This window comes from Vibrio sp. SCSIO 43133, assembly GCF_023716845.1.
GTDB classification, from domain to species: Bacteria; Pseudomonadota; Gammaproteobacteria; order Enterobacterales; family Vibrionaceae; genus Vibrio; species Vibrio mediterranei.
In genome coordinates this window covers 2,014,996-2,028,436 of the sequence record NZ_CP068025.1, presented here as the reverse complement: position 1 = coordinate 2,028,436, position 13,441 = coordinate 2,014,996, and the positions used below count along the sequence as shown (strand labels likewise).

11 protein-coding genes are annotated in these 13,441 nt (G+C 44.7%); 9 read left to right on the top strand and 2 right to left on the bottom strand.

The window, feature by feature from the left end; genetic code table 11:
* Nucleotides 1-402: 402 nt before the first annotated feature.
* Nucleotides 403-2,484, top strand: a complete 2,082-nt coding sequence (locus JKJ11_RS26005; RefSeq protein ID WP_252039586.1) for a DUF4962 domain-containing protein — start codon at nt 403-405, stop codon at nt 2,482-2,484.
* Nucleotides 2,485-2,709: 225 nt separating this feature from the next.
* Nucleotides 2,710-3,582, top strand: coding sequence for a radical SAM protein (locus JKJ11_RS26000; RefSeq protein ID WP_252039585.1), 873 nt, complete (start codon nt 2,710-2,712; stop codon nt 3,580-3,582).
* 42 nt (nt 3,583-3,624) lie between these two features.
* Here JKJ11_RS26000 and JKJ11_RS25995 read toward each other — a convergent pair whose 3' ends face one another.
* The gene (locus JKJ11_RS25995) at nt 3,625-4,527 is read right to left on the bottom strand and encodes a LysR family transcriptional regulator (protein ID WP_252039584.1); all 903 of its coding nucleotides are present in this window, start codon (nt 4,525-4,527) and stop codon (nt 3,625-3,627) included.
* 288 nt (nt 4,528-4,815) lie between these two features.
* Here JKJ11_RS25995 and JKJ11_RS25990 point away from each other — a divergent pair, with 288 nt between their 5' ends.
* A complete protein-coding gene (locus tag JKJ11_RS25990) occupies nt 4,816-5,121 on the top strand; it encodes a DUF1330 domain-containing protein (protein WP_124941835.1) in 306 nt (101 codons plus the stop codon).
* A gap of 87 nt (nt 5,122-5,208) precedes the next feature.
* Here the strand turns inward: JKJ11_RS25990 and JKJ11_RS25985 are convergent, their stop codons facing one another.
* The gene (locus tag JKJ11_RS25985) at nt 5,209-5,823 is read right to left on the bottom strand and encodes a fumarylacetoacetate hydrolase family protein (protein WP_006069131.1); all 615 of its coding nucleotides are present in this window, start codon (nt 5,821-5,823) and stop codon (nt 5,209-5,211) included.
* Between the two features lie 242 nt (nt 5,824-6,065).
* Here JKJ11_RS25985 and hutC point away from each other — a divergent pair, with 242 nt between their 5' ends.
* From hutC to hutH, 6 genes are all read left to right on the top strand, one after another.
* A complete protein-coding gene (gene hutC, locus JKJ11_RS25980; protein ID WP_198558715.1) occupies nt 6,066-6,776 on the top strand; it encodes a histidine utilization transcriptional repressor HutC in 711 nt (236 codons plus the stop codon).
* A gap of 153 nt (nt 6,777-6,929) precedes the next feature.
* Nucleotides 6,930-7,472, top strand: a complete 543-nt coding sequence (locus tag JKJ11_RS25975) for a porin family protein (protein ID WP_198558714.1) — start codon at nt 6,930-6,932, stop codon at nt 7,470-7,472.
* Between the two features lie 265 nt (nt 7,473-7,737).
* Nucleotides 7,738-8,970 carry an imidazolonepropionase gene (hutI, locus tag JKJ11_RS25970; protein WP_252039583.1) on the top strand — a complete coding sequence of 411 codons (1,233 nt, stop codon included), beginning with the start codon at nt 7,738-7,740 and terminating at the stop codon, nt 8,968-8,970.
* On the top strand, nt 8,960-9,955 hold the full coding sequence (gene hutG, locus JKJ11_RS25965) for a formimidoylglutamase (RefSeq protein WP_252039582.1): 996 nt from the start codon (nt 8,960-8,962) through the stop codon (nt 9,953-9,955). The genes hutI and hutG overlap by 11 nt, the downstream gene beginning before the upstream one ends.
* Nucleotides 9,956-10,049: 94 nt before the next feature.
* The gene (gene hutU, locus JKJ11_RS25960) at nt 10,050-11,741 is read left to right on the top strand and encodes a urocanate hydratase (RefSeq protein WP_252039581.1); all 1,692 of its coding nucleotides are present in this window, start codon (nt 10,050-10,052) and stop codon (nt 11,739-11,741) included.
* Nucleotides 11,742-11,751: 10 nt separating this feature from the next.
* Nucleotides 11,752-13,284, top strand: a complete 1,533-nt coding sequence (hutH, locus tag JKJ11_RS25955) for a histidine ammonia-lyase (protein ID WP_239913666.1) — start codon at nt 11,752-11,754, stop codon at nt 13,282-13,284.
* The last annotated feature ends 157 nt before the right edge of the window (nt 13,285-13,441 follow it).

Below are 13,441 nucleotides of genomic sequence, written 5' to 3'. Positions count from 1 at the left end.
TTTATCAACTCGAAAATGAGTCTCAAAAATAAAGCCAAACTGCACAAGTAAACAGTCATACACAAGATAACCACTTACTTATTGAGTCCGGTATCAATAAAATACAACACAAAACAATTTGTTATATTTTTGTTAACTAAAGGCTAGTTAGAGAATTAGAGATTCGCAAGGATAAAAATAAAAGGTCACTTTTTGTGATGGTGGCTTATCGATTACCGTTTAAATTTTGACAAACTGGAAAACTGATATCTCTAGAACAACGGAAGGCGTGGATTCTGTCATTGCTCACAAAATACGTAAAAAACCATGAACCACCCGTAGAAGTATTTTATTATTGTATGACAATATGGCATATTACTTCTATTCCCTTTAGACATACTTCGTATATACAAGAGAGTTGGTATGAGTAACGACAAATCATTCGATGCAATCAAGGCCATGAAGCTGGAAAACGACACTTCTGCTGGTAACTTGGTTGACCTACTACCTATTGAAGTTCAGAAACGAGACTTTGACCTGTCCTTCCTAGATAACCTTGCAGAGGCTCGTCCTCGCCTACTCATCCAAGCCAATGAACTAGCCGAATTTAAATCAAGAGTTAAAAAAGATGAATCTCACTGCATGTTCGATGACTTCATGAATAACTCGACGGCCAAATTTTACGATACTGAACCTTATCCAGAACCTCAGCCTTACCCAGAAGAAACGGTTGGCAAAGCCTCTCTTTGGCGACCTTATTGGCGTCAAATGTACGTTGATTGCCAGATGGCGCTCAATGCGACACGAAATCTAGCGATCGCAGGCATTGTCAAAGACGATAAAGAACTTATTGGCAAAGCTAAATCTTGGACGCTCCAACTCGCGTCCTATGATCCAGACGGTGTAACATCTCGCGGCTACAACGACGAAGCAGCCTTCCGCGTCATCGCAGCAATGGCTTGGGGCTATGACTGGTTACATGGTCACTTTACTGAAGAAGAACGTACAATAGTGCGTGAGGCATTAGTGACTCGTTTAGACGAAATTATGCATCACCTAAAGGTCACCGTTGACCTATTAAATAATCCATTGAACAGTCACGGCGTTCGTTCTATTTCTTCCGCTATTATCCCGACGTGTATTGCTCTCTATCACGACCATCCTAAAGCTGGTGAATATATTGCGTATGCATTGGAATACTATGCCGTCCATTATCCGCCATGGGGTGGTGAAGATGGTGGCTGGGCAGAAGGTCCAGATTATTGGAATACTCAAACCGCCTTCCTAGGTGAAGCATTCGATCTGTTAAAAGCATACTGTGGTGTAGATATGTTCAATAAAACATTCTACGAAAACACAGGAGACTTCCCACTTTATTGCATGCCAGTTCACTCGAAACGAGCCAGCTTCTGCGACCAATCTTCTATCGGTGACTTCCCTGGGTTAAAACTTGCCTATAACATCAAGCATTATGCTGGAGTAAATCAAAAGCCTGAATACGTTTGGTATTACAACCAGCTGAAAGGCCGTGATACTGAAGCACATACGAAGTTCTATAACTTTGGTTGGTGGGACTTTGGCTATGACGATCTTCGTTTTAATATTCTTTGGGATGCGCCTGAAGAAAAAGCGCCGTCAAACGATCCGTTGTTAAAAGTATTCCCTATCACAGGCTGGGCAGCTTTCCACAACAAGATGACAGAACGTGATAACCATATCCATATGGTCTTTAAATGTTCACCATTTGGTTCAATCAGCCATTCACACGGCGACCAAAATGCGTTTACTCTGCATGCCTTTGGTGAAACATTAGCGTCTATCACCGGCTACTATGGTGGCTTTGGCGTCGATATGCATACAAAGTGGCGTCGTCATACTTTTTCTAAGAACTTGCCCCTGTTTAATGGCAAAGGGCAGTACGGAGAGAACAAAAACACCAAATTTGAAGGTCACCAAGACCGCTTCTGTATCGAAGCAGGCGGTCAAATCACAGACTATGACACAGACTCTGACGTCAAATTTGTAGAGGGCGATGCAACCGAATCCTACAAGTTCTTTACACCAGATATCGAATCCTACAAACGTAAGATTTGGTTCGTGAAAGGCAAGCTCTTTGTCATCCAAGACAAAGCGAGCTTTGGCGAAGAGAAAGATCTCACTTGGCTAATGCATACCACGTTTAATACCGAGACAGCTCAAAAGTCATTTGCTATCCACGGTGACAAAGCTCATCTAGATGTGAGCTTTATCAATCAGAGCGCTGAGAAAATTACGTCAGTGACCAACGTCGAAGGCTTTGGCGATGTGGACCCTTACGAGTTCCAAGATCTCGAGATCCACCGTCATGTAGAAGTAGAATTTTCTGCATCAAAACAACACGACATTCTTACGTTGCTTGTCCCTAATAAGAACAACGGGGAACAGGTGCAGGTATCACACAGCGTTTGCGGTAGTGAACTAACGCTCATTGTAGACGGTGATACGGTAGTCATCGATTTATCGTAATCCGTAAAAAAGGAACACAGCCCCTTTTAGCCATGCTTCAAGGGGCTTTTTTATCACTAACAGCTTTCGACTCTGGTTCATCCGAAACATCAATTTATATACATAATCTAAAAACTGATTATCTATAGCTATCAATTATCAACAGAATAGACACCTGATAATCTCCGCTCTGCAATAAACAACGCATCGAACGCACTGTTGGTGCTGTTCATTGGAGAAACATATATGCAATATGAAGGTAAAGTTTATCGGCCTTGGCCCGAAGCGCGCAGCATCTTGATTCAGACCACTCTAGGTTGCAGTATTAATACTTGCACTTTTTGTAGCATGTTTGACGACAAACGCTTCAAAGTTCGAGATCTTGACGCTGTTTTTAAGGATGTTGACGACGCTAGATTCATCTATCCTCATGTGGACTCTATTTTCTTAATCGACGGTAATGTTATGGCAGCGCGCACCGAGTACCTTGTTAAGTTACTGGATAAACTGCGCAACACGTTTCCCGAAGCCTCTAAGATTTCGATGTACAGCGGCTTAAATGACTTTAGAAGAAAGACGGTCTCAGAGCTTAAAGAGATCAAAGATGCAGGACTGGATATGTGTTATTCCGGCTTGGAATCTGGAGATCCTGTCGTGCTGGAGCGAATCAAGAAACGTATGACCGCACAACACGCGATCGAAGGAATGGCAAGGGCGAAAGAAGCCGGAATTGAGACGCTGCTCTCTTTCATTTTTGGATTAGGTGGTCGTGAGCGTTCGAAAGAACATATCGTAGCAACGACTGAGTTATTGAATATCACCAATCCAGAACAAATTGCGCCCATGGCACTCGCGATTCAACCGGGTACCATCATGAAGCAAGAAGTGCAACGTGGCGAGTTTATTATGCCAACTCAGTTGCAAGTACTGGAAGAAGAAAAATATTTGTTAGAAAACCTCAATATCGATACTTTCTATTGGGGTGATCACGGTAATAACCTTGTACCTCAAAAAGGTTTCTTACTTGACTCACGCGATCAGTTTTTGGCAAATATAGATCGAGCCATCGTGGCGAATCCTTTAGCAAAAGATAATATTATTCATACGTTTGCTTGGTAGAGGTCACGTGCTAGTGTGGCGGCCTACTTTAGACTGCCCACTTCATCGCTTCTCAAGTTCCCAATATGGCTGGCTTCCAAAATAGTCCGAGAAAAAGTCGATAAACGCTCGAACTTTTGGCGCTAGCAAGCGCGAACTTGGGTAGACCGCCCAAATAGCGGTTTCAGATATCAAAGGGTAGTCTTCTAGAATCGGAATCAACTCCCCTCGCTCTAGATACTCGTAGCAACACCATGCAGAGCTTACCGTTATTCCTAATCCATGCACACAAGCGTCTCTTACTGCTTCACCATTGTCGGCTTTAAACTCGCCTTTAGGCTTCACAGATACCGGACCATCTGGTGTCTCGAATGTCCAATTTTCAAAGCCAGTTAAACAGACAAAATCATGTTCAAGCAAGTCAGTAGGATGAGTTGGCTTGCCATGTTTAATGAGGTAACTAGGAGATGCACATACAATTCTAGTATCGCTGGTAAGTTTACGTGCCACTAATGTTGAATCTTTGAGGGCCGCATTCCTTATTGCAACATCAAATCCTCCTTCAACTAAGTCGATAATAGAGTCCGAGAGTCGGCAATCGATTTTTAACCCCGGATGTGCATCCATAAAAGCCTGCATGGCTGGAATCAAATGCATACGTCCAAAAGACGCCGGAGCAGAAACTCGTAGAACACCACTTGGTAGCCTATTCCCCGCTCCTACCGATGCTCTGGCTATTTCTATACTTTCCAATACCTCTTCCGCGTGCGGGAGAAAAGCTACTCCTTCTTCGGTTAGCGATACTTTTCGGGTTGTTCTATGAACCAATCTAACACCTAAAGCGCTCTCTAACTTACTGATATAGGAACTTGCTACGGCTGGCGACAAGCCTAGCTCTTGGCCAGCTTGACTAATATTGTGCGTTGCCGCAAGACGAACAAATAGTTTTAGATGCTCAACATTCATGGTTTCCCTTATCTCAAAACATCAGTAGGCATACTCACTTAGTGAGTAAATTAAAACCTAGCGACGCACTTACACAACAATGACACTTCACCAATAGCATTCAATATCTAAATAATAATGCAAATATCGGACGATTATAAACGTTATCTATAAAGTATTTCAGGAAAACAAGCATAGTTTGCAAGCAACTATCACTCTAAAGTTAGGTCAATAGCAACGGACAACGGACCTGCATCGAGATCAGGTTTGGTGATTTCAATAGTTAATGATCAATAAAAGGAAGGCGATATGTCTATGTATTATTCAGTTTTAGAAGTGACACCAACAAGTCAAGATTGGGTAGCTGACTACATTGGTCCGGCAAATAAACTTGTCGCTAAATATGGAGGTAAGTATCTGGCCCGAACTAATCACCATGAGCGTCTTGAAGGTGAACGACAGGATCCTGCTCTGCGAATTATTATTGAGTGGCCTTCACACCAGGCGGCCAAAGACTTTATGAATGATCCGGAATACCTTCCGCACCTTACCGCACGAACCAAAGGTTCAGTCAGTCATCACGCGCTTATCGAAGCCAAAGATGACTTAACATAAAATAAAAAGCCATCACGTTCGCAGTGATGGCTCAAAATGTCAGCTAAAGAAACTTGATAGTTCAATAAAAATGTACCGTCTGCTAACCTAAATCGCCAGCCATTCCACCTCGACAATGGGTTTGCCTAGATACTTCACACGTCCTAAGAAACGATCACCAGAAACAATCTCGCCAACCCCTTGGGGCGTCCCGGTCATCACAATATCTCCATCTTGCAATTCAGTGTAAGAAGCCAGTTCTTGCAAAATCACAGCTGGTTTATACAACATTTGTTTGGTGCCACCTAGTTGCATTCGCATACTGTTGATAAACAACTCCACCTCAAGCTCACAGACATCCATATCTGATAATGGAATGAAACGGCTAAATTTGGCCGAGTTATCAAACGCTTTAGCTCTTTCCCAAGGCAGACCCTTCTGTTTCAACTTAGACTGTAAGCTTCGTTTGGTAAGATCTAATCCAAAGCCCACTGCGTAGAGTTGTCGGTTGCGGATAAGGAAGCAAATTTCTGCCTCGTAATGAAGAGGCTCATCAAGGTAAGAATAAAGCTCTGATGCGATACTAGAGTTTGGTTTGTTGAACACCACCATATCTTCAGGGATCTCATTCCCTAATTCATTGATGTGTTCGACGTAGTTACGGCCTACGCACAAGATCTTCGATGGGAAAAAAGAGTCATCTCCAACAAATACCGCTTTCATTGCCCTTCCTTGAATGACAGGTAAATTCAACACTAAGAACTGTGCATTTTAACGGATTTATAGTGACAGACTTATGATTTAGAGGAGTATTTTTCAAAGTTGAGGCAAGGATCGAGGTTTAAGTTGTTATCGTAGTTGCGCACCCAGCCCACAAATTTGATAGGAATTCATCTCACTCCTTGCATTTTAATTCAATTTCGACAACCATTTGTATATTCAATTTATCGAGTGACGAGTCGTTAATGTCCGCTGAGCCCCTGTATATTCAAATCAAACAATACATCGAACAGAAGATAGACCAAGGGCACTGGCCTGTTGGACAGCGTATCTCAACCGAAATGGAGCTCACCGAACAGTTTTCTGTCAGTCGAATGACCGTTAATAAAGCCATTAGGGATCTGGTGGGTGAAGGAAAATTAGAGCGACGACCAAGGCTTGGTACGTTCGTAAAAAAGCAGAGTGAAAAGGCTGAGAGTCCTCTACTTGATACACGGAACATCGCCAAAGAAGTCGCTTCTCGCGGTAAAACTTATTCGTGCGATGTCATTAAACACCTCGCAACCAAAGCCGACCAGAATATCGCCACCAAGCTAGGCGTTATGCTGGGGAGCTCGGTTTACTACAGTGAGATCTTACACAAAGAAAACGACCTTCCTATTCAGTTGGAATGTCGTTGGGTAAACGCAAAGTTTGCACCTGACTATTACAAACAAGATTTCTCGAAAATCACTCCAAACGAGTACTTGACGCTAAACTGCCCAATGACTGCAGTTGAGCATACCGTCGAAGCCATTATTTGTAATGATGAAATAGGTCAGAGACTCAAAATGACGACAAAGGAGCCTTGTTTATTGCTCCACAGAAGAACTTGGAGTGACGACCGCCTTATCAGTACAGCCCTGCTCTACCATCCCGGTAGCCGCTATCAGCTGAGCTCGAAAGTCACCCTTTAGTCACGTGTAATACTCTCGAATTAAACAACTCACTAATTTGTAAGCTAACTAACTATAATACAACGAGTTAGCTTACGTTGGCTTACCCCAATACCTAGGTTCCAATGTTAGGATTTCTCGCATAATAACCACACAAACCAGTGAGAAATCAGAATGAAAAAAACAGTCTTAGCACTTTCTTTAGCCATCGCCGCTTTTTCTACGGCACCTTTAGCCAACGAAGGCTTCTACGTTGGTGCCTCTTATTCAAAAATGAGTTACGACGCAGCGTTTGTAAGCAGTAACGAAGTGACAAATGGCTACTCTGTGAAAGGCGGCTATGATTTTCCTTTGGGTAGCTTTTTTGTACTTGGTACAGAGCTAGAATATAAAAACCTTGGTTCAACCAAAGAGTCTTTCCTCAGTGATTATTACACCTTGTCGATGACCTCATACGGAATCAATGTCATCCCAAAACTTTATATGGGCGATCGTTTTTACGCGCTAGCAAAACTAGGTTTCCACAAAATTAATTCTGAAGTTGAAACTAACGTTTCGGTCAACGGTTCATCAGTCTCCGACACTGCATCCGTATACGGACTCGGTCTTGGCTACGACATCACGGAACACTTTGCGATTCAAGCTAGCTACGAAATTCACAACATTGCCGTCTACAATACCAAGTCTGCCAACCTTGGAGTGAAGTTTAACTTCTAATCTTCCCTATATCTGGCAAATTGTACTCACTTCAGTAGGTCACCGTATAGTGGCCTACTTCTGTTTAAGAACATGTATATCAGTCAGTTAAGCCATAGAGTTACCGCCGTTAAGGTTTAAAATCACCTAACCTGATCCTTCTATTTAATCATCTACTAAAACCTCAAATCTTAGACGCTTAGATCACATTTTGTACGATGCACTATTGATCAATTGTATATATTCGACTAAATATTTGTATATACAATAAAGCTCTGGATTGAACATGCACTTAATTCTTAAAAATGCCCGACTTGTTACTATGGAAGAAGGTTCAACTGGATACACTCCTACGGAGCCTTGTTACCTGCTTATTCGTAGTGGGTTAATTGTCGCTATAGGTGAAGACCTATCCACACTCTACGGCAATACGCCAAAAGAGTGGTCAGATTGTCCAGTACTCGATTGCGCTGGCAGTATTGTGACACCCGGATTGATTGATCCCCATACACACTTGGTTTTTGCTGGGAGTCGAGCACAAGAATTCGAAGCACGTTTAAACGGCGAATCGTACCAAGCTATCGCTCAGCGTGGTGGCGGTATTACCAGTACGGTTGCATCGACTCGTGCCGCCTCTGTGGACGAGCTAATTGAACTTGCCCTACCAAGATTGGACAGTTTGATTAAAAGTGGCTGTACAACTATCGAAGTGAAATCAGGTTACGGATTGACGCTAGAAGATGAAGCGAAGATGTTGGTGGCCGCCAAGTCGTTAGAAAACCATAGACGCGTCAGTATTACCACGACGTTACTCGCAGCACATACTGTCCCCCCTGAATATCAGGATAGAGCGGACGACTACATAAACTACGTGGTAAACGACATCATCCCTCACGTCACAAAACACAACTTGGCAGATTCTGTAGACGTGTTTTGTGAATCCATAGGATTTACTCTAGAGCAAACTGAACGTGTTTTTGCCGCAGCTAAAGCGCATGGTCTTGCTGTCAAAGGGCACACCGAGCAGCTCAGTAATCTTGGCGGCAGTGTACTTGCCGCTCAATACAAAGCGCAGTCGGTCGACCATATCGAGTATCTGGACCAAGCGGGCGTAGAAGCTCTTGCCACTTCAGGGACCGTAGCAACACTTTTGCCTGGGGCATTTTACTTCTTAAGAGAAACACAGCTGCCACCCATTGAATGGCTGCGTGAGTTTAACGTGCCAATGGCAATCGGTAGCGACATTAATCCCGGAACCTCTCCATTTGCAGACTTACAGTTAATGATGAATATGGCTTGTACCTTATTCCGTCTAACGCCAGAAGAAGCGCTTCGTGGTGTGACATGCCATGCTGCGGCAGCAATTGGTCAGAAAGACACCATTGGACAAATCCGCAAAGGATTTAAAGCCAATTTAGCCATTTGGGATATCGACCATCCGAGCGAGCTTAGCTATCAGTATGGATTGAAAGGACTTAAACAACGTATCTTTGCTGGGAGTATCGAACATGTCGCCTAAAGCAATCAATACTCAGCACAGTTTTACTTGGTCTGGCCGTGACGACCTAGAAGATGGCGAGAAGCGTCTCAGAGTTCATCACGTCATTACACAGATTCATGAGCTAATGTCAGACACTTGTGGTGCTCAACTTCTAGGTTTTGAAACCGATGAGGGCGTGTCTAGAAACAAAGGCAGAGTTGGCGCTAAAACGGCACCTGATGCTATCCGTGGTGCCTTAAGCAATTTGGCTTGGCACTCAGAAACTAAGATTTTAGACCTAGGCAATTCAGGCTCACAAAACACATCTTTGGAACAAAATCAAAGTACAACGGCCAAAATCATTACCAATGCCCTCTCTCATGGACCTGTCGTTGTGCTCGGCGGTGGACATGAAATCGCTTGGCCATCTTTCTTAGGGCTATCAAACTACCTACGCCAAAGCGAACCCAATCCCAGAATCGGTATCATCAATTTCGACGCTCATTTCGATCTTCGAGAGTATCAATCTGAAACCGTGCCCTTAAAGCCGAGCTCTGGAACACCATTCTCACAAATTGCTGACCACTGCCAATCAGAGCAACTCGCTTTCGAATACCTTTGTATCGGCATCAGTTCAACTTCCAATACACAAGCCTTATTTGATAAAGCGCAGCGCTTGAGTGTTCGCTATATCGAAGACACAGAGCTACTGCTTAACCCCCACACACCAATGCTTGAGGAACTTGAACAGTTTATTGCCAGCGTCGACTACCTCTATCTCACAATCGATCTAGATGTGTTCAATGCAGCGCTTGCTCCGGGAGTCAGTGCTCCCGCTGCTATTGGTTTATCCATTGAACACTTCTATCCATTTTTTAACGCGATATTACAGCACAACAATAAGTTGCTGATGGCGGATATCGCTGAATATAACCCTACTTATGACATTGACAATCGCACCGCCAAACTCGCCGCTAGGCTCTGTTGGCAAATGCTGACGGCAATGTCCAAGCAGCAAAAATAGACAATAGATAACAATTAACAACCAATTACGTGAAACACAGTGCGACGCCGCATAACGAACCAACTTGGCGTCCACCATTCAAAAGGAAAACAAGATGACTGATAGTAATAATGCTCGTCTAGATGCAACTCGCAAAATCAAGGCACCACATGGTACTGAGCTAAATGCCAAATCATGGCTGACAGAAGCACCACTGCGCATGCTGATGAACAATCTTGATGACGAAGTTGCTGAGCATCCTCAATCATTAGTGGTTTACGGCGGTATCGGCCGAGCGGCGCGCAATTGGGAGTGTTACGACAAGATCGTCGAAGTCCTGAAACGTCTTGAAGACGACCAAACACTTTTAGTCCAATCAGGCAAACCCGTCGGTGTTTTCCCGACACATAAAGACGCCCCACGCGTATTAATTGCCAATTCCAACCTTGTCCCACATTGGGCCAATTGGGAGCACTTCAACGAGCTGGATAAGCAGGGCCTAATGATGTACGGCCAAATGACGGCAGGTTCGTGGATTTACATTGGTTCTCAAGGCATCGTTCAAGGCACGTATGAAACCTTTGTGGCGATTGCCAAGCAACATTTTAATGGCAATGCCAATGGCAAGTGGATTCTAACAGGTGGCCTTGGCGGTATGGGCGGCGCTCAACCTCTCGCGGCGACTATGGCTGGCTTTTCAATGATTGCTGTAGAGTGTGACGAATCTCGTATCGATTATCGTCTAAATACTCGTTATGTCGATACCAAAGCGCATAGCCTCGATGAAGCATTGTCCATCATTAAGAATAGCGACAAACCAATCTCAGTTGGTCTACTAGGAAATGCCGCTGATATCTATGCAGAATTGGTAGAGAAAAACATCACGCCAGATGTTGTCACCGATCAAACCTCAGCACACGATCCTCTTAACGGTTACTTACCGCAAGGCTGGACCATGGAACATGCTAAACAGCAACGTGAAAGCGATCCAACGGGCGTGGTGAAAGCGGCCAAAGCCTCGATGGCAGTGCAAGTTGAAGCCATTCTAACTATGCAACAACGCGGCTCGGTAGCAACTGACTACGGTAATAACATTCGTCAAATGGCGTTGGAAGAAGGGGTAGACAACGCGTTTGATTTCCCAGGTTTTGTTCCTGCGTATATCCGTCCACTTTTCTGTGAAGGTATAGGACCTTTCCGTTGGGCTGCACTCTCTGGTGATCCGGAAGACATCTATAAAACAGACCAAAAAGTCAAAGAGCTGATTCCTGATAATCCACATCTGCATAACTGGCTCGATATGGCGCGTGAGCGTATTCAGTTCCAAGGTTTACCTGCTCGTATCTGCTGGGTAGGCCTGAAAGATCGTGAGCGTTTGGGTCAGGCTTTCAATGAAATGGTTAAGAATGGCGAACTAAAAGCACCTGTGGTTATTGGTCGTGATCATCTTGATTCAGGTTCAGTAGCCAGCCCGAACCGCGAAACCGAAGGTATGATGGACGGCTCAGATGCGGTGTCCGATTGGCCATTATTGAACGCCTTACTCAACACCTCAGGTGGTGCTACTTGGGTCTCTCTGCACCACGGCGGCGGTGTAGGAATGGGCTTCTCACAACACAGTGGAATGGTCATTTGCTGTGATGGTAGCGATGATGCTGCTCGACGTATTGCACGCGTTTTACACAATGACCCTGCAACTGGCGTAATGCGCCATGCCGATGCTGGGTACGACATCGCTAAACAATGTGCCAAAGAACAGGGCCTAGATCTGCCAATGCTGAATCAAAATGATGATAACCGAGCTTAAGGAGTACACCATGTTGAAATTAGTTCTTGAGCCAGGTCAGCTAACGTTAGGGCAACTACGCCAACTCAGCCGTTCTCCTGTGAGCTTATCTTTGCATCCTTCAGCGGTTGAAGACATTGATGCCAGCACTCGAATTGTAGAGCAAGTTATCGCCGAAGATCGTACGGTCTATGGCATCAATACTGGCTTTGGATTGTTAGCCAATACACGCATCGAGCCAGAAGATCTCGAGATCCTGCAAAAGAGTATCGTGTTGTCACACGCCGCCGGTATTGGTGAGCTAATGAGTGACGAAACTGTTCGTCTGATGATGGTGCTAAAGATCAACAGTCTTGCACGCGGCTATTCAGGCATTCGACTTAAAGTGATTCAAGCCTTGATTGAACTGGTTAATTCACAAGTTTACCCATGCGTTCCTCAAAAAGGTTCTGTTGGTGCATCAGGTGACTTAGCCCCACTCGCTCACATGAGCACAATCTTACTCGGTGAAGGTGAAGCGAGACATAACGGGAAAATCATTAGTGGTCTAGAGGCTTTGCAAATTGCTGGGCTTGAACCAATCACGCTAGCACCAAAAGAAGGGCTAGCACTACTAAACGGCACGCAAGCCTCGACGGCGTTTGCTTTAGAAGGTCTGTTCTTAGCGGAAGACCTGTTCGCATCAGCAACACTATGCGGCGCAATGTCAGTAGAAGCCGCACTGGGTAGTCGTCGTCCATTTGACCCGCGCATCCATCGAGTAAGGGGACATCGTGCACAAATGGACGCCGCCTCGGCCTATCGCCACCTATTGGAAGGCTGTAGTGAGGTGGGTGATTCTCACCAGGGGTGTGAGAAGGTACAAGATCCATATTCACTGCGTTGTCAGCCTCAGGTGATGGGGGCATGTCTACAACAGATTCGCAACGCAGCAGAATCGCTCCAAGTGGAAGCGAATTCTGTCTCTGACAACCCATTAGTGTTTGCTGATGACGGCGATATTATTTCCGGCGGTAATTTCCATGCTGAACCCGTCGCTATGGCGGCAGATGGCTTAGCGCTAGCGATTGCAGAAATTGGCAGCCTTTCAGAGCGTCGAATGGCATTGCTCATTGATAGTGCCCTGAGTAAGTTACCGCCTTTCCTCGTCGACAACGGCGGTGTTAACTCAGGCTTTATGATTGCGCAAGTGACTTCAGCCGCGTTAGCAAGCGAAAATAAAACCCTTGCTCACCCGGCCTCAGTTGACAGCTTGCCAACTTCGGCTAACCAAGAAGACCACGTTTCTATGGCAACTTTTGCGGCTCGTCGCTTAAAAGATATGTCAGAAAATACGCGTGGTATCTTGGCAGTGGAATACTTAGCGGCGGCACAAGGGTTGGACTTCAGGGCACCACTGAAGTCCTCACCACGAGTAGAGCAAGGTAAACAAATCTTGCGTGAGGCGGTGCCGTTCTACGATAAGGACCGCTACTTCGCCCCGGATATCGCTAAGGCAAATGAGATTATCAAGCTTGCACTTCATAACGCACTGATGCCTGAGAATATACTTCCAAGCCTCTGATTTTATGGATTTAAAAAAGAGCCAGCATACTGCTGGCTCTTTTTTGTTGGACGCAAATATTTACCAATTAAATAACCGGACGACATGTTGGCAGTCACAAGTTTAAAATGAGCCTATGTGTACATGCATCAAATTGCGTTATAACAAATGTGCTTAA